Raw genomic sequence first — 17,734 nt, forward strand, 5'->3', positions numbered from 1 at the left:
GGCCAAAATCACGTCTGGGCGAATTTGAGCAAATTCCGGTTTTATTATACCTTTATGAAAGAGAACAGAGAGAAGAGCGAGCAGGGGGATCCGTCATGTCGATGGAACAAGCGGAATTGTTGTTGCAGAAATACTTCGGTTACTCTTCGTTTCGAAGCGGACAAAAGAAAATCATCGAAAGCATCTTATCCGGCCACCATACGATGGGCATCATGCCGACCGGCGGAGGGAAATCCATCTGTTATCAGATCCCGGCTCTGATGTTTCCCGGGATCACGCTGGTGATCTCTCCGTTGATCTCATTGATGAAAGATCAAGTGGACCGTCTGCGCCAACACAACATTTCAGCCACCTACATCAACAGTTCGCTTTCGTCTGCCGAAATCAGTCGGCGCTTGAAAAAGTTGAAAGAAGGGGCTTACAAACTGCTCTACATTGCTCCGGAACGTTTGGAATCCCTGGCCTTTCAAGAGATTTTTGCCACCCTGCCGGTTTATCTGGTCACCATCGATGAAGCCCACTGCATTTCCCAGTGGGGACACGATTTCCGGCCCAGCTACCGGTCCATGGCCAAACAGCTCTTATCCCTGCCCCGCCGGCCGCTCATTGCCGCTTTAACCGCCACCGCGACGCCGGATGTGAAAGAAGATATTTCCCGGCTTTTGCAAATCGATCCGTCGCGGATCTATTCCACCCGGTTGGAACGGCCGAATTTGTCCTTTCAAGTCATACATGAAGAAAACAGGCTGGATTACATCAAACAATATTTAAGAGAGCATCCCCGCCAAAACGGGATCATTTATTGTGCCACCCGCAAAGACACCGATCATGTTTATGAAGCATTGGTGCAATCCGGCTTTTCCGCGGCCAAGTACCATGCCGGACTGACCGATGAAGAAAGAGAAAAAGCACAGGAGCAATTTTCGTATGACCGGGTGCAAACCATTGTCGCCACCAATGCTTTTGGCATGGGCATCGATAAATCCAATGTCCGGTTTGTCATTCATTATCAATTGCCCCGCAATCTGGAATGTTATTACCAGGAGGCGGGACGAGCCGGCCGGGACGGGGAAAAAAGCGAGTGCATTTTGTTGTATTCACCGCAAGACGTCCCCATGCAACGCTACCTGATCCGGCATTCCGATCTTTCCCCGGAGAGAAAAACGCTGGAATTCAGCAAGTTGCAAAAGCTGGTCAACTATTGTCACACCCAACGGTGTTTTCAAGAGGAAATCGTCCGGTACTTCGGGGCCGACACCATGCAACCTTGCGGAACATGCGGAAACTGCCGCAAAAAGATGGGGGATTTGGTCAATTATACAATTGAAGCACAAAAAATCTTCTCCTGCATCAAACGGTTGAACGAACAGTACGGACTCACCATCATCGCCAAAGTCCTCAGAGGATCCAAAAACAAGCGGCTGAAGGAATGGAAGCTGGACCGGATTTCTACATACGGAACCATGCGGGAGTACACGGAGAAAGAAATTCAGCGGTTGTGCCAACTTTTGGCCTCGGATGGTTATCTCTCCCTGATCTACGAAGGGCGTCCCTATCCGCTGGTCCGCCTGACCCCGAAAGCCATTGCGGTGCTGAAAGGAAAGGAACCGGTGTATCTGCACAAAGAGACCGAAAAATGGCTCAAAACCAAAACCCCCGAAACCAAAACCAACCGTCTCCTGGATGAACTGGTGTCCTTGCGCAAGCAGTTGTCCGAAACCGAAAAACTTCCGCCATACATGATCTTCCCGGACAGCACTTTAAAAGAAATGTGCCGCCGCTTGCCCGTCACAGAAGAGGAGATGCAAGCGATCTCCGGGGTCGGGGAAATGAAATTTCAAAAATACGGGGCTCATTTTTTGCAAATTATCCAAGAATATGTCCAAAAGCACGGGGAAAAGCCGGCCCGGGAAAAAACTACGGGAAAACCGTCCAGCCATTTCATCACTTATCAAATGTTCCTGCAAGGCAAATCCATTCCCGAAATCGCCAAAGAGCGCAACCTGACGCGCGGCACCATCGAGGATCACTTATTGCGCGCCGGCTTGGAAGGATTGGAACTCGACTGGGATGCTTTTATTCCCAAAGAATATGAAGCATTGATCATGGAAAAAGTGGAAGAACTGGGCGCCCAAAAATTACGTCCCATCAAAGAAGCTTTGCCGGAAGCCGTGGATTATATGGCCATTAAAGCGGTCATTGCCAAAAGAGAAAGATTGCAAGCTTTGAAAAAATAGCTTCATTCCATGAATGTGCGTTGGAATGAAGCTGTCTTTTCTCTGTCCTTCCTCCTTCAGGAAAACCCGCCCGTCCGATATCATGACCTTTTTCCACCAAACGTCCGCATTTTCATACCAAACGGCCTGCATCCAAAGCCACTGCGATTGCATCCGGAGTTAAGCATCATATATGATACCCACAGGAAAATAAGAAAGAGTATAAAGAGAAAGAGTGAGAGCAATGATTAAACTATTTATCAGCGACTTGGACAACACTCTGTTCGACCATGAAAAACAAATCCATCCGCAAGACCAAAACGCCTTGCACAAACTGATGGATGCAGGTCTTGAAATCGGATTGGCTTCCGGAAGAATGGACTTTGAACTCGTTCAGGTGATGAACCGGATCCAAGGCCGTTTTCACCGCATCAGCCAAAACGGGGCTTTCATCTATACCAAAGAAGGAAAATGTTTGCAAAGGGTCACCTTTCCCGGAAACATCTCCAAACAAATCTATGAAGCATCCCGTCCTTTCGGGCTTGTTTGCTTTGTCAGCGAGGAAAACGAAATGTTTGTCGCCGAAAAGACGGAAAAAGCCCGGGCCATTGAAGAAAGGATGAAGATGCCTGTTCATACCCGCCCGCAATTGCCGGAAGAAATCGGAAAATCATTGTTTCCCAGCAAGGTTTGCTTCTTTGGGGACCCGAACGATTTAAAACGGTTGGATCAACATATTCACCAACGATTCCCATCCCAAGTCGATTCCTTTATTTCGGACACCGATTGCCTGGATTTCATGCCGCCCGGCATTTCCAAAGGGAATGCGCTTCAAAAGCTGGCGGAGGAACTCGGCCTGAAACCGGAGGAAATCGCAACCGTCGGGGATTCGTTCAACGATGTTTCCATGCTCGAATTGACTCCCCACAGCTTTGCCATGCACCATGCCCCGGAAGAAGTGAAACAAAAAGCCGGCCGGGTCGTTTCTTCCGTCCGTGAAGCTTGCGAATGGGTTCTTCAATATAACCAGTCTTCATAAGAAAGGAATGGGTTGCACAATGCAATGTTATTTTTTGGGGACCGGCGCCGGGGTGCCCTCCCGGAACCGCAACGTATCCTCCCTGGCATTGATCATGCCCGAGTATCACGGGCAGATTTGGCTTTTTGACTGCGGCGAAGCCACACAGCATCAAATCTGGGACTCGCCGGTGAAACTGGCCAAAATCAACCGGCTTTTCATCACTCATTTACACGGCGACCATCTCTTCGGACTGCCGGGGGTTTTGGGAAGCCGTTCGTTCCAAGGCGCCACCTCCCCCCTCACCTTGTACGGCCCGAAAGGAATCCGAGCGTTTGTCGAAATCACGTTAAAGACAAGCCACACCTTTCTCCGGTATCCGCTGGAGATCGTCGAAATGGAAGGCGATGATTGCCAATTTGAAGCGCCGCCTTTTTCCATCCGGGCCAAAAAGCTGGATCACGGCATCCCTTCGTACGGATATCGTCTGGAAGAACCGGATCAACCCGGCAGATTGAATGTGGAAAAGTTGGAAAAATCCGGGATCCCGCCCAGCCCTCATTACCGCTTGTTAAAAGAAGGGAAAACCGTCACCCTTCCCGACGGCCGGGTGTTAAAAGGGGAAGATTATGTCAGCTCCCCGAAAAAAGGAAGAACCTTGGCGATTCTCGGAGACACCCGGTACACTCCCGAAGCCTGCCTTCTTGCAAACCGTTGCGATTTGCTGATTCATGAGGCAACGTACCGCCGGGATCAGGAAGATCTGGCCCGCAAATACTTTCACTCCACTTGCACGCAAGCCGCCGCCGTCGCCAAAGAAGCCGGGGTGAAACATTTGATCCTGAACCATATCAGCACCCGGTTTCAAGAAGAAGAATGCAAAGCTTTGCTCCAGGAAGCCAGAGCTGTTTTCCCGTCGACCGATCTGGCACGGGACCGATGGAGTTACACCCTGCCTCCGCACGGCGCTTCCTGACCGGAAACACCTTTCCTCCGTTTCCGGTGTCTTTCTCCTGCCAAAATGGATTAAAATAAAATTAACCGACCAAAGAGGAGGAATGTGGGCCGTGTACAAAAAAACCGGCATCCATCTGTTGCTGGTCACTTCACTGATCTTCCCCGCCTTGGCTCCGGCTATCGCTTGGGGAAACGGAATCGACGGAAAAACTCCCGCGCAACTTTATGCCTCCGACCGCCGCCCGGACAACAACCCGGTCTGGGGAGATGCTCGCCCGATCCGTCCGGTTCTTCAACCGGGATCTCCCGAATCCGGCGGCATGGTATCCAAACCGCTTCTTCATATGGACACCATCATCCGTCAGGCCATCCGGGAAAACATGACCCCGGGAGCCGTCCTTCTTGTCGCGCGCAAAGGAACCATCGTGAAACACCAAGCTTATGGATATGCCGTCTGTTATGCCGACGACCGGCAGACTCCGGTTCATCCTCCGATCCCCGCACGGGAAGACACCATCTACGACCTCGCATCCATCAGCAAAATTTTCACGTCCGTGGCAGTGATGAAATTGTATGAAAAGGGACGGTTCAGGCTGGATGACCCCGTCGCCAGATACATCCCCGAGTTTGCTCAAAACAAAAAGCAATCGGTCACCATCCGCCAGCTTCTGACGCACACATCCGGCTTTCGTTCCGGCATTCCGCTTTATCAAATGGGAAACAGCCGGGAAGAACGGTTGCAAATCGCTTTGACTTACCCGCTGGACCATCCGCCCGGAACCACTTACACCTACAGTGATCTCAACATGATTGCGCTGGGGGTTCTTGTCGAACGCCTTTCCGGACAGCGGCTGGATCAATTTGTCCAAAAAGAAATCACGGGCCCGCTTCACATGCATGACACCTTTTACAACCCTCCGCAAAAGTTGAAACACCGGATTGCCGCCACGGAGTATCAACCGTGGACCGGCCGGGGGTTGGTGTGGGGGACCGTGCATGATGAAAATGCGGCGGCACTGGACGGAGTGGCCGGACATGCCGGGGTTTTTTCCACAGCCCGCGATTTGGCTGTCTTCGCCCATATGATCTTGATGGACGGAAAATACGGATCCACGCGGATTTTAAAAAAAGAGACCGTCCGTCTGATGGAAAACAACTATAACACGGAATTTCCCGGCGATGACCACGGTCTCGGCTGGGAATTAAACCAAGGCTGGTACATGGACGCACTCAGCGGGCCCGATGCGATGGGCCACACCGGATTCACCGGAACTTCGCTGGTGATCAACCGCAGCCAGGGAACGATCGCCATCCTTTTGACCAATCGCGTCCACCCGACCCGCGAAACCGCATCCATCAATCCGCTGCGAAGGGAAGTGGCACGCATGGCGGCGGACGCCATCCCCGTGAAAATCCCGGGCAAAGTGCCGGCTTGGTTTTCCGGTTACGGCGACCAATTGTCCCGTTCGCTGGTGGCATCCCTGCCGCTTTCGTCCGACGACCGCACCCTTGTATTTACGACTTGGCACCGGATTGAACCGGACCATGATCAAGCCACGGTGGAGTTTTCCGCCGACGGCCGGCATTGGTTCACGGCGGAACAATTCAGCGGAAACCGCAAAAATTGGAAGACTTACGCCATTTTGGTTCCCGAACAAGCCCGTTTTGTCCGCTTCCATTATCAGACCAATGAAAGTGTCAACGGGCGCGGCTGGTACGTCAAAGATCCGGTCATCGAAACCCGCGGAAAAACCATCCCGCTTCATTGGCAGGGGGAAGGATGGGAACGCCGGACCTATTGATTCGTCCGGCGGACCGGTTTACACCGCTTGTTTTTCTTTGGATTTGAACGAATTCATCCGGTTGCTCATCTTCTCCAACAAAATCATCAACACATATCCCGTCAGCATACATCCGATGGTGATGAACAACATTTCCCCGCCTGCTTTTTCAATGGAAAAACCGCCCAAAGAAGGGCCGAGAATGCTGCCGACACTGAAATGAACCGAAGCGATGGCATTGGCTGCCGGCAAGAAGCGGGCCGGAAGCAAATCCGTGGCGCAGGCCAGTCCCATGGAGTAAAGGGAGCCGACCAAACCGCCAATCAGGACGAAAGAAACAAAAAGATAAATCCCGTTGGACAAAAAATACGGAATGACAAACATGCCGGCCGCCCCGGCCGAACAAACCACAATCAGCAGATTTTTACGGCCGATCCGGTCCCCCAACACCCCGAGCGGCACCTGAAAAAGCAAACTGCCCCAGACAAATGCAGAAATCAAAAGGGAGATAAAGCTTTGGCTCATGCCTTCCCGCATGCCGATCACCGGGAAATTCCCCGTCAACGCCGTTTCCAAAAACCCGTAAATGAACGGGGAGCAAAAAGCGATGAAGCCAAGCCGGTAGACCGTTCTCAATGAACTTTTGCCGTGCGTTCCGGTCTCTTTCTCTTCATTGTCCAAAGATCCGGCGATCGTTAAACGGCCGGTTAAGTAAATGGAAAAAAGGAGGATACACAAAACAAAGAGAAACGGAACCGTTTCTCCAAAATGAACCAGATTCAGTCCCAGCGGACCGATCCCAAATCCCAATCCATAAGCGAACCCGTATTGGGAAATCCGGCGCCCCCTTTCTTTCACGGGCGCATGGATGGTGATCCACAATTGGGTGGCATAGTGCAACAAACTGTCGCCGATGCCGACCAGAAAGCGAAGCCCGGTCCATACCCAGAAACTTTGAAAAAACGGAAAAAAACAAACGGCAACGGTGACAATGTACAACCCGGCGAGGATCGATTTCTTCACACCGATTCGCCGGACCATGGCCGGACCGAGGGGAGCCGCGAGCAAGATGCCGAGATAAAGCGCAGAGGCACTCAGCCCGTTAAAATCGGCTTGCACGCCTCTTTCTTCCAGAAACATCGTCAACAGCGGAATCAATAACCCCTGGGTCATCCCGGCCACGCAAATCATCCAGATCATTCCTCTGAAAGTCCGGAGAGACCAGGCCATGTTTACGCCCCCTTTTCAAAATCTTCCCAAACCATTATATTGGTTTTAATCATGATTGCTCAACATCAGAAGGGGGGACACGCAAATGATAAACATGATATTGAAACTCGATTGGGGATCAATTCTTGCATCCGTCATCGCAATCGGGATCATCATTTTGCTTTCGATCATCAGCATCATCATCGCCAGAAAATTGATCATCCGCCTGACCACCCACAGCCGCCTCAGCAAAGGGACGCAGTTAAGGTTAAAAACCATTCAAAGCATCCTGATCAATGTCACCACCTATGTAATCATCTTCATCGCTTTGGTCTCCATCCTGGCCGAATTTCACATCAACATTTCTGCCATTTTGGCCAGTGCCGGCGTCCTGGGGCTTGCCATCGGTTTTGGCGCAAAAGATCTGGTTTCCGACATCGTCTCCGGATTTTTCATTTTGCTGGAAGACCAAGTGCAAGTCGGGGAAGATGTCACCGTCAACGGATTTTCCGGCACCGTGGAGCATGTGGGCCTCCGCGTCCTGAAAATCCGCGATCCGGAAGGGGATTTGCACTTTATTTTAAACCGGGATATCAAATCCCTCACCAACCATTCCCGCGGGCACATGCTGGCCAAAGTGGATCTTCCCCTTTCAACCAAAACCGATCTGGATCAGGCCCTCGCTTATCTGGAGGAACAATGCCGGCTTCTCCGGGAATTGTTGCCGGGCGTGATCGACGGTCCAAACGTACTGGGCGTGGTGGATGTGACCCCGCAGTCGTCCATTGTCCGGATCCAAGCACGGGCAGAAAACGGGAAACAAGGTGAAGTGGAACGCCGGTTGCGCAAAGAATTGGTCCAAGCCACCGACAAAGCCGGTTATTTATTGACCGAAACCACATAACCATTAAAAATGATATAATAAAGTTACACTTTTAAATTTTCATTCGAGGTGATCCAAATCCGTGTATCACATGACGGTATATGATATGGATGGCCAACTGCTGTATGATGGGCCCATCAATGCCACAAGTGACGACGAAGCCAAAAAACTGGGCTATGCCTGGCTTTCCGAAAACGGCCATCAAGATAAACCTCACCGCATATTCCATGTGACAGGACGTCTCGTTTCCTTCAAACCGCATCCCTACCGGGGAAATGCTTCATCCAACAAAGCCTGAAAGAGATCATCTTTCAGGCTTTTCCTTCCTCTCAGGAACGGGACTGCAAGATTCCATTCATCGTGATAAAAGCCGGAATCCTCGGTTTTTTACTTTGAATCGGCTTTTGTCTCACCCGTTCCCTGATTGTAACAATTATTCCATTTATTTATAATATTCTCGTAACTTTACATATCGCCGAAGGAGGATATCCATGCGACATGCCAATGGTTTGCGAATGACAGTTTCCTTTTTGTCAACCCTTTTGCTGATGGTTCCCGCTTCTTGGTCCTTTGCCAAAGCCGATGCAGTGTTTGCCGAAACTTCCCCCCATACCCCCGTGGCCAGCGACGGCAAAAGCATCCGACAATCCACGCAGTCGGGAGACATTGTCCAAACCTCCGGGGGCGCCTACAGCAAAGGGTTTGAAGGAAACATGCTGAAAGTGCGTGAAAAAAACCATTCCCCAAACGGCGCATCGGCCGAATCCGTCATCGGGCCGGATAACCGGACGCGGGTGAAAGACACTTCCAAATACCCCTACAGCGCCGTCGTCCAGATCCAAAGCGATCTCGGAAACTGCACCGGTTGGCTGATCGGGCCGGACACCGTTGCAACAGCCGGGCACTGCGTCTTTGACCCGGATGAGAAAAAATGGGCCTCGTGGGCAAAAGTCTATCCCGGACGGGACGGCAACCGTTTGCCGTTTGGTTATGCAAAAGCCACCCGTTTTTACTCGGTTATCGGATGGACCCGGCAAGGCAACACCAATTATGATTACGGAGCCGTCAAATTGGATCAAAACGTGGGAAACCAAACCGGCTGGTTCGGATACCGCTGGCAGAGCGGATCGTTAAATGGCACGCAGGTGAACATCAGCGGTTATCCCGGTGACAAACCGCAAGGCACCCAATGGGAACACAGAGACCGGATTCGGGAAACCACCCCATACAAATTGCTGTATGACAACGACACGTATGCCGGACAAAGCGGATCGCCCGTTTACCAGGAGCAATATCAGAATTGCGGGGTTTGCAGCATTGCCATCCACACCAACGGCGTATACGGAAATAAAAAGAGCAACCGCGGCACCCGCATCACCAAAGAAGTTTTCGATAACCTGAACACTTGGAAAGATCAATAGATTCCAACCGGTTGGAACTTTTATCCCGGAAAAAAAGTCATATAAAGTAACTGTACCATTCAGAGAGGATTCATCCTCTCTCTTTTTATGCAAGGAGGGATTTTGCCTGATGAAATGGAAATGCGGATTCACCATCTTGCTGTTCACCCTTTGTTTCCCGCTTCTTTTCGGCTGTGAAAAAACACCGGCAGCCGGCCCCGTGTCCAAAGTGAAAGTCACCGGAACCGTCTCGGATGAAAACCATTCACCTGTCTCCGGCGCTTTGGTCGTCCCGAAACCGAAAGAAGACGTCAGCGGACCCATCCCGGAAATCGCCAGATATACCGATGAAAAAGGCCGTTTTACATGGTATGTGCCCACCGGATCGTACGAATTTGTCATCGAAAAAGAAGGCTACAAACCGCGCCATCTTCCGGTTCAAGCCAAAGATGCCGGAAAGCCCGTCCACTTGACCGTCATCCTGGAAAAAGAATAAAAAAAACAAGCTCCAAAAATCTTTTTTGGAGCTTGTCATGCTGCTTTTTTACTGTAATTGTTTTTTCAGCTCTTCCAAATCGGTCACCGGCGATTGGCAGGCATAATTTTCACAAATGTACACTTTGGGGCCAAGCGTCGGGGATGCCTCTTCTTCAGGCCGGGGAACAAACCATTTGATGGTGTTGGCATCACTTCCGAGCGGATCCAGGGAAATGACCGCTTCCGGCAGGTAAGCCCTTTGGATCAGCCGGATCATTTCTTTGGTTTTCACATCATTGGGCGAACCGGATATGAGAATTTCTTTGCTTTTCCCCTGCACCAACATCACCGCCATCAGGAAAAAGGAATGGGAAATCGGTGAAGCTTCCACCGCTTTGGCAAAAGCCCGGATTTGTTCCCTCGCCTCTTGAAGCAAGGCTTCATCCGATGTCAGCTTGGCCAACCGGATCAGATTATAGGCCGCCACCGAGTTGCCGGACGGGGTCGCACCGTCATAAATCTCTTTGGGTCGGACAAACAAGGACTCGGTATCTTTTCCGGTAAAATAAAATCCGCCCTGTTTTTCGTCTTTGAACAGCGCCAGCATTTGCCTTGTCAACACCAAGGCCTGCTCAATAAAACGGGGCTCAAAAGTGGCTTCATACAACTCTGTCAAACCCCAGGTGAAAAAGGCGTAGTCATCCAGATAGCCGGGATAGGCCACTTCCCCGTCACAATAGCGGGCAAACAGCCGTCCATTCTCATCAATTAACCGGTCTGAAAGAAAACGGGCCGCTTTGACCGCGGCATCGGTGTATTCCGTCTCTCCGAGAACCCGGCCACCCCGGGCCAATGCCGCAATCATCAATCCGTTCCAGGACGTGAGGATTTTGGTGTCTTTTCCCGGGCGTACACGTTGCTCTCTGGCTTCAAACAATTGCCGGCGCCCTCTGTCCAGCATTTCCTCCAATTCCTTCAACGGCACTTGATACCTTTCGGCAATCTCATCGAGACGAACGCCGATTTGGTTTAAGACGCTTTTCCCGTTTTCAAAATTTCCTTCTTCGGTCACGCCGTAAGCCGCACAAAAAATTTCAGCCTCTTTTTCTCCCAACACCTCCGCAACTTCCTGCGGGGTCCAAACATAAAACTTTCCTTCTTCCCCTTCGGAATCAGCATCCTCCGCCGAATAAAAACCGCCTTCCGGCGCCTGCATGTCTCTTGTCACATAACGGAAAATGCCCCGTGCCACTTCGGCGTACCGTTCCTCGCGGGTCACCTGGTATGCTTCCAGATATGCCAAAGCCAGCAAAGCATTGTCATAAAGCATTTTTTCAAAGTGGGGAATCAGCCACTCCCGGTCCACGGCGTACCGGGCAAAGCCATGGCCCAAGTGGTCATAAATCCCTCCACTGTGCATGGCTGTGAGCGTACGGGTCACCATCTGGAGGGCTTCCTCTTCTCCCGTCAGCCTGTGGTACCGGAGCAAAAACAGCAAATCATGCGGGCGTGGAAACTTCGGCTCGTCGCCGAAACCGCCAAAATCCGGATCAAACTGGCTGGCAAACTGTTCATACGCATGATCGATGACCCCCAGGTCCGTTTCCCCGGCTTCCGCCGGATTTAAATAAGACTTGACCGCATGGACGATTTTGTCCCCGACTTCATTGGCCCGGTTCCGCTCCTCTTTCCACAGCATTGAAACCCGTTTCAACAAATCGATCAGGCCCATGCGCCCGTACATGGTTTGCTTGGGCAGATAAGTACCTGCAAAAAAAGGTTTTTGCTCCGGCGTCATGATGATGGTGAGCGGCCATCCTCCCTGGCCGGTCATTGCCTGACAAACCGTCATGTATACTTGATCCACATCCGGCCTTTCCTCCCGGTCCACTTTGACCGGGACAAAATCCCGGTTCAAAATGGCAGCCACTTCTTCATCCTCAAACGATTGACGCGCCATGACATGGCACCAGTGGCAGGTGCTGTAACCAATGCTTAAAAAGACCGGTTTATCCTCTTCTTTGGCCTTTTGGAAAGCTTCTTCCCCCCATGGGAACCAATCCACGGGTTGATGGGCATGTTGGAGAAGATAAGGCGATTTTTCCCGGATCAACCGGTTGGACTTTCGCTGATTGGATTGATGAACACTCATAAATCAGTCCTCCAAAATGTCATGTATGTCATCCGTCGGGATTTCCATAAAATTCTTGTCTCCCCAAGTAGTTTAGCACAAAAAAAACGGAGGCATGCAACCCGCCTCCGCATCCTGGCTTGATTCAAATCCGTTTGTCCTTGGCGAAAACAATACGCACCCGTCCGCCAAACGGCTGATGGCGGAAATCCGGATGAAACTAATCAAGAATTTTTAATGCTTCAAGAACATCTTTGGCACTGCTGACCAAAGAAGCGAGTGTGGCAGTCAGGGTGATCAAGCCGCCGTAATCTTTTACGAATTCATTGCATTGTTTTTTCAGCTGCCGGATCGTTTCTTTCCTTATCTTTTGCTCTTTCATTTCATTGAGGGCTTGTTCCGTGCTTTCTTTCAGCTTCAGAGCACTCTGGAGATAGATCACATTGTCTTCTTGATAATAATGTCTGGCCCGGGGAATCGCCCGCCCGTATTTGAATCCGTCACCCTGATCGGTTTTGGCTTTTTTCCGGGCCGGACGGGGCTTGATCTTCTCATCTTGATCCATACTGGTTAAAAGAGCTTCCAATCGCGAACGGAGCAATTGATTTTGCTCCGGTGTCAAATTCATCGAAGATGCCATCTGATCGACTCCTTTCACTGCCGGGTACCATATGATGATCTCCCGATCGAAAAGCAGGATTTTCCAGACTCCATTCAAACCTGCTGATCCATTTTCACTTTCATAAAATCATTGATCACCCGCTGTGCCGTTGCCGCCCGTTACCTGTTGAGTGCTTCAGAATCTGTCTTTTCCCGGCTTCCTTCGGGCAGCATGAATGTGTCCCCGTGCTTGCGGAAAACAATCCGCCCCTCTTCTTGCCCGGCGGCTTGCATCAACCGTTCCATCGGCTCCTCCAAAGGTTCGGCCGACAATACAAAGGTGTCCCAATGAATGGGAGCCAGCCATTTCGCACCCGTATCGCGAAACATGGCCCAAGCCTCTTCCGGCGTGCAGTGCGCCCACCGCAAATGATCGGGGGAATAGGCTCCGATCGGCATAAAGGCAAGATCCACCGGCCCCGTTTCAGACAACTTGCGAAATTGATCCGTAAAAGCCGTATCCCCCGGAAAAAAGATGCGGGTTCCCTTTTTCTCTATCAAATAACCGTTATAGCCGTACCGGCGGTTCCAAGGGTAACGGTTCCCCAATGTTTGACGGGGACACCCAGGATCTTGATTCCCAGTTCTTCAATCTCCAGTTGTTCATCCCATCCCAGCTCAAAAACTTTCTTAAACGGCAAGTGTTTGATCAGACAGGCCGTGTTTTTGGGCGTCACCACGTAACACCCTTCATGGGCCAATTGCGACAAGCTGGGAACGTCAAAGTGGTCAAAATGGGCATGGGACAAAAGGATCAACTGCACCCTTTCCAAATCGGAAAGAGAAACCGCCGGCTCGGTATGGCGTTTCATCCCGATCTGCCGGTTCAACCATTTGATGGACTCTCCCACACGTTTTCCCAAGACGGGATCGGTGAGAATGCGTGTATCATATAGTTGCATCAAAACCGTGGAATGCCCGACCCAGCCCACCGTGACTTCTTCCCGGCTCCATTCCTGCGGTTTCAGCATCTTTTCAGGCTTTTTCAATGGCGGCCGGGGCAAACGATTGAACCGGAACCACATTCCCAAACCAATGATTCCAATCATCACCGCAAGCAGAATGAACAGTATTTTCATCCCCAAACATCCTTTTATCTCTTGTTGTTGAATTTCTTTTTGTTTTTTTAAATGCAAACGGCTTCGGAATCTTTCGTATACAGCCTTTTTATTTTACATCACCGGTCTTTGGCTCATCAACCGATCCCACAGCCACCGCCCCGTTCTTCCTTCGTACAGGTTTGCATCGCGTGCCCGCCTCCGAAAGCAAAACCGGACGGTCCAAAGGTAGTTCCTTTTTTCCGTCCGGCTTCCGTCAAGACAAAATGCCCTGGCTTTCCATAAAATTCTTTTTCCGGTTCAGCGAATCATAAAAAAAGTTTCCCGATTTCCGGTCAAGGCTGGCCGTGATGAACAACAGCGGGGAAGTATCCGGAATGTTGCCCGGAAAACTGATCACCGGCAGGTTGTAAAACAGATGCTCCGGATCCTCCTGATGGATATTCCACCACCCTTGAAGATGCATTTTAAAAACTTCGCCCACATACCTTAACAGGCCGTCCAACGTCATTTTTTCTTCCTCTTTCAATATCTCATCCGGCGATGAGTAATTTTCCAACACCCATGCCTCCACTCTCAGCAGGGACTCCGGGGTGTAATCTAAATCCAAATGCCCCAGCTTCTTTTGCAGTTTTTCCAGTTCATCCCGATGGATCATCAGCCATTCTTCAAACCAGTCTCTTTGATTTTCCTCTGCCACCTTTTTCCCTCCTTTACGGTTAATTACCGGAACTCCACATGAATTCCTGCCGCTTTTAATTCATTGATCCACGGCTGGTTGGCATCGGCATTTTCAAACACCCAGGTGATTTCCCAATTTTCCACTTGCACCAGATATTCGTCTTTTTCCAGTTCTTCCCGGATGTGCGCATCTTTTGAAAAATAACCTTTGCTTCCATCGGTTTTGGTCGTGGTTTTATGTTCAACCGCTCTTAATGTTTTGGGATCGGCAATGTCAATAATCCGCACACCGGATGGGGTGTCCACACTTTATTGCGTGGTGAAGTTTTCTCAGTTGAGGGTTTTCCGGTAATTTTCCACCAATTGGTGCGACCGGCTTGCTTTTTTCATGTTGGCATCATACGTTTTGCTCCACTGTTCATAACTCCATTTGCCGCCGTTTGCCTTGTAAACTTCCCACCGGTTTTGTTTGTGTTCCGGGGTTCCCGGGACCAATGAGGTGTCTTTTTCCACTTTGGGTGTTTTCGGATCCGGTGTGCGGTTTCCGCAAGGCAACTCGATCATTGCCGTGTACCGGTCAGTGGAGCGGGCTTTTAAACACCTTTTAAAGCTGTAAAACAGTTCATCCGTTTCCGATTTGACCGTCGGTATGCCGAGATCCAGCTGTTTCACTTTGTTAAACACAGGCACGGCAAAAGCGGTGACCCCGACCAACGCCGCACCGCCGATGCCGGCTCTGGAGAAAATGGAACGAAGCGGCCCCGGCAATTTCGTAACCACATTCCGAAACCCGGAAGCCAGCGGCCCCAACAACCTCGAACCGGTGATGGATGCAATCAACCGGCTTCCCAATGAACCCGGTCCGCTCCCCCGGCAATCCCCATCCCGATCGCCCCCCAACGCACCGCCGAGGGCTGCTTCCAAAAAGGTGCCTGCGTGATTTCACCATTCATCAACCAGCTCATCCCGAAGGAAAGGCCCATCCCGATTAACACCGAAACCCCCAGCAGAGGAGCGACAAAACATACCACCATTCCGACAACCAACACCACTCCGGCCGCGATATATCCGATATTCTCCTTAACCCATTTCCAAGCAGTGGACAATTTGTCCACCACCACTTCTTTCATCTTGGCACAAACTCCTGTGAACCAGTCCCATAAGTCCCCAAAAAATTTCTTCGTTCCTTCCCAAGCTCCCTTTACTTCTCCCTTAAACCAATTCCATCCTTTTTCAATCGTATTACACGATTTTTCGGAAGAAGGACTCTCTTTCTTCACTTCCTGTGAGACCGGCTGCTTATCCGCCGGCCCCGGACATGGTCCGGCATTATTTCTCCGTCTTCCATTTAGGATCCGGTCATGAAAAAATTTCAGAGAAAAGGGCTATCGTCAACAGAACCAGAATCACGTAAATGATCACATTTACCGCTTTTTGCATTTTCCAACTCCCTTTCAATGAGTGAATGGATCCGTTTGAACGGAAGAAGCATCGAATTGCAACATTCCTGTGTTTGCCTTTTTTCTGAGCAATCATGCAACCGGATTCATTCATTACACAAACTCACATTTCATTTTGATTAAAATGAATATTTTTAATTTTATTTTAAATGATCGACTTCATCAAGATTGCTTCCAAAAAAAAAACCGGAGCGGACAAAGCTCCGGTTTTTTTTTTAAAGCGCAAAGTGGCGATATTCCCCGGCAATCCGTTTCATGAGGTCGCTTTCGACCGGGATTTGGGTAATCTCATGAATGGTGTTTTCCAATCCCTTTTGCCGGATGCTTTTCTGAATTTGAACGGCTTCGGAATCTTCCTGGTAATCATACCGCAGGGCGGCGGCAATGGCTTTGGCCAGCGAAACCGGCTGCTCCTTCAGGTACGTGATATATTGGGTGGCCGGACTGACCAGACGGTCTTGGGGTCCCAGTTTCCGCATGGGGGAACGGCCCACCCGGGTCACGTCATCGGAAATATGCGGGTTGACAAAACGCCGGATGATGGTGTCGATATATTTTTGATGTTCTTCCGGATTAAACCCGTGCTTTTCAACCAACAGTTTTCCGGTTTCCTGCAACGTGTTTTTCACCTGGCTTTGGATCTTTGGATCCGCCATGGCTTCATCAATCGTTTGGTAACCGGCTTGGTAGCCGAAGTATGCGGCCACGGCATGGCCGGTGTTGACGGTGTACAGCTTTCGTTCAATATACGGCATTAAATCATCCACCAAAGTCATGCCGGTCACGTGAAGTTCTCCCACCACTTGGGAACGGTCCACCGCCCACTCATAAAAGGGTTCCACCACCACTTTTAACGGATCCTCATTAGACTGGTTGGGAACAATCCGGTCCACTGCGGCATTTGGGAAACCGGCTATCTCATCAGCGTTTTTTCTCTCTTCATCATCCAGTTTGGCATAGACTTCTTTTTTCAGCAGGGCGCTGCCGCCGATCATGTTTTCACAAGCAATGACATTCAAGGGCTTGCTTCCGGTTTCCATCCGCTTTTTCAACCCTTCGGCAATCAGTCCGGCAATCAGCGGCAAGACATTGGGACCAACCGCCGTGGTGACCAGATCCGCACCGGCAATGGCGGCCACCACTTGCTCCGGATGATCTCCGCTGTGAATGGCGTAAACATTTTTGACGATAATTTCTTCATTGGAATCATCGGCCAACCCGATGGAATAGCTTTTCCGCTCGTTGATCAAATCCACAATCTCCCGGTTCACATCCACAAAGCATACTTCATATCCGGATTGGTGAAGCAGGCTGCCGATAAATCCGCGTCCGATATTTCCAGCTCCAAAATGTACTGCCAGCATGTGTGTCCACCTCTTAAAAGAATTTCATGATTTCTTCGGCTGTTTCCGCGTGAACGATTTGATGCACGTTTTCTTCCTCAGCAACCACCAAGGCGATCTTGGATAAAATCTCCAAGTGCTCATCGCCTTTTGCGGCAATTCCGATCAAAAGTTTGACGATGTTGCCGTCTCCAAAGTCCACACCGTCAGGAACCTGTACAATCACAATACCGGATTCGATGACGTTTTCCTTGCCCGCTTCCGTTCCATGCGGAATCGCAACATAATTGCCCATATACGTCGAAGTCAATTGTTCCCTCTCCAGCATGGTATCCACATAAGCCGGTTTGACGTAACCTCTTTCCACCAACAATTGACCCGTCAAGCGGATCGCTTCTTCTTTGCTATCCACGCTTGCATTGAAGCGGATGTTTTCCGGGGATAAGATCGATGATGCCAT

Annotated in this window: 19 protein-coding genes; 8 read left to right on the forward strand and 11 right to left on the reverse strand. The window is 50.5% G+C overall.

Going from position 1 to position 17,734, the window contains the following annotated elements:
- Positions 1-95: 95 nt before the first annotated feature.
- The 4 genes from recQ to H1R82_RS00280 all read left to right on the forward strand — a co-directional run bounded on the left by recQ (position 96) and on the right by H1R82_RS00280 (position 5,993).
- Positions 96-2,237: a DNA helicase RecQ gene (gene recQ / locus H1R82_RS00265; protein WP_181732685.1), complete on the forward strand. Its 2,142-nt coding sequence runs from the start codon at positions 96-98 to the stop codon at positions 2,235-2,237.
- 223 nt (positions 2,238-2,460) lie between these two features.
- On the forward strand, positions 2,461-3,255 hold the full coding sequence (locus H1R82_RS00270) for an HAD family hydrolase (protein WP_181732684.1): 795 nt from the start codon (positions 2,461-2,463) through the stop codon (positions 3,253-3,255).
- 19 nt (positions 3,256-3,274) lie between these two features.
- Positions 3,275-4,210 carry a ribonuclease Z gene (rnz, locus tag H1R82_RS00275; RefSeq protein ID WP_181732683.1) on the forward strand — a complete coding sequence of 312 codons (936 nt, stop codon included), beginning with the start codon at positions 3,275-3,277 and terminating at the stop codon, positions 4,208-4,210.
- Positions 4,211-4,292: 82 nt separating this feature from the next.
- Positions 4,293-5,993, forward strand: a complete 1,701-nt coding sequence (locus H1R82_RS00280) for a serine hydrolase domain-containing protein (protein ID WP_181732682.1) — start codon at positions 4,293-4,295, stop codon at positions 5,991-5,993.
- 18 nt (positions 5,994-6,011) lie between these two features.
- Here the strand turns inward: H1R82_RS00280 and H1R82_RS00285 are convergent, their stop codons facing one another.
- A complete protein-coding gene (locus H1R82_RS00285) occupies positions 6,012-7,202 on the reverse strand; it encodes an MFS transporter (protein ID WP_181732681.1) in 1,191 nt (396 codons plus the stop codon).
- A gap of 85 nt (positions 7,203-7,287) precedes the next feature.
- Between H1R82_RS00285 and H1R82_RS00290 the strand changes: the two genes are divergently transcribed.
- The 4 genes from H1R82_RS00290 to H1R82_RS00305 all read left to right on the forward strand — a co-directional run bounded on the left by H1R82_RS00290 (position 7,288) and on the right by H1R82_RS00305 (position 9,960).
- Positions 7,288-8,085, forward strand: coding sequence for a mechanosensitive ion channel family protein (locus H1R82_RS00290; RefSeq protein ID WP_232334003.1), 798 nt, complete (start codon positions 7,288-7,290; stop codon positions 8,083-8,085).
- A 70-nt stretch (positions 8,086-8,155) separates the two neighbouring features.
- Positions 8,156-8,362, forward strand: a complete 207-nt coding sequence (locus tag H1R82_RS00295) for a YhzD family protein (protein WP_232334004.1) — start codon at positions 8,156-8,158, stop codon at positions 8,360-8,362.
- 193 nt (positions 8,363-8,555) lie between these two features.
- Positions 8,556-9,485 (forward strand): trypsin-like serine peptidase, encoded by a 930-nt coding sequence (locus tag H1R82_RS00300; RefSeq protein ID WP_181732679.1) that lies wholly within the window; start codon positions 8,556-8,558, stop codon positions 9,483-9,485.
- A 109-nt stretch (positions 9,486-9,594) separates the two neighbouring features.
- Entirely contained in the window at positions 9,595-9,960 is a 366-nt protein-coding gene (locus H1R82_RS00305; RefSeq protein WP_181732678.1) for a carboxypeptidase-like regulatory domain-containing protein, read from the forward strand.
- Between the two features lie 48 nt (positions 9,961-10,008).
- Here H1R82_RS00305 and H1R82_RS00310 read toward each other — a convergent pair whose 3' ends face one another.
- From H1R82_RS00310 to H1R82_RS00355, 10 genes are all read right to left on the reverse strand, one after another.
- Positions 10,009-12,093, reverse strand: coding sequence for a thioredoxin domain-containing protein (locus H1R82_RS00310; protein ID WP_181732677.1), 2,085 nt, complete (start codon positions 12,091-12,093; stop codon positions 10,009-10,011).
- Positions 12,094-12,292: 199 nt separating this feature from the next.
- Complete coding sequence (locus H1R82_RS00315; protein ID WP_181732676.1) at positions 12,293-12,712, reverse strand: hypothetical protein; 420 nt, start codon at positions 12,710-12,712, stop codon at positions 12,293-12,295.
- 140 nt (positions 12,713-12,852) lie between these two features.
- Complete coding sequence (locus H1R82_RS00320) at positions 12,853-13,281, reverse strand: MBL fold metallo-hydrolase (protein ID WP_181732675.1); 429 nt, start codon at positions 13,279-13,281, stop codon at positions 12,853-12,855.
- Positions 13,230-13,811, reverse strand: coding sequence for an MBL fold metallo-hydrolase (locus H1R82_RS00325; RefSeq protein ID WP_181732674.1), 582 nt, complete (start codon positions 13,809-13,811; stop codon positions 13,230-13,232). Before H1R82_RS00325 ends, H1R82_RS00320 begins: the two co-directional genes overlap by 52 nt.
- Before the next feature lie 235 nt (positions 13,812-14,046).
- A complete protein-coding gene (locus tag H1R82_RS00330) occupies positions 14,047-14,490 on the reverse strand; it encodes a hypothetical protein (protein ID WP_309544759.1) in 444 nt (147 codons plus the stop codon).
- Positions 14,491-14,513: 23 nt separating this feature from the next.
- The gene (locus H1R82_RS00335) at positions 14,514-14,759 is read right to left on the reverse strand and encodes a hypothetical protein (RefSeq protein ID WP_181732673.1); all 246 of its coding nucleotides are present in this window, start codon (positions 14,757-14,759) and stop codon (positions 14,514-14,516) included.
- A gap of 42 nt (positions 14,760-14,801) precedes the next feature.
- Complete coding sequence (locus H1R82_RS00340) at positions 14,802-15,395, reverse strand: hypothetical protein (RefSeq protein WP_181821573.1); 594 nt, start codon at positions 15,393-15,395, stop codon at positions 14,802-14,804.
- A complete protein-coding gene (locus H1R82_RS00345; protein ID WP_181732671.1) occupies positions 15,308-15,601 on the reverse strand; it encodes a hypothetical protein in 294 nt (97 codons plus the stop codon). The genes H1R82_RS00340 and H1R82_RS00345 overlap by 88 nt, the downstream gene beginning before the upstream one ends.
- 545 nt (positions 15,602-16,146) lie before the next feature.
- A complete protein-coding gene (locus H1R82_RS00350; RefSeq protein ID WP_181732670.1) occupies positions 16,147-17,295 on the reverse strand; it encodes a mannitol-1-phosphate 5-dehydrogenase in 1,149 nt (382 codons plus the stop codon).
- Between the two features lie 13 nt (positions 17,296-17,308).
- Entirely contained in the window at positions 17,309-17,734 is a 426-nt protein-coding gene (locus H1R82_RS00355) for a PTS mannitol transporter subunit IIA (protein WP_181732669.1), read from the reverse strand.

The sequence above is a fragment of the Thermoactinomyces intermedius genome, from assembly GCF_013912365.1.
In the GTDB taxonomy this organism is placed as follows: Bacteria; Bacillota; Bacilli; order Thermoactinomycetales; family Thermoactinomycetaceae; genus Thermoactinomyces; species Thermoactinomyces intermedius.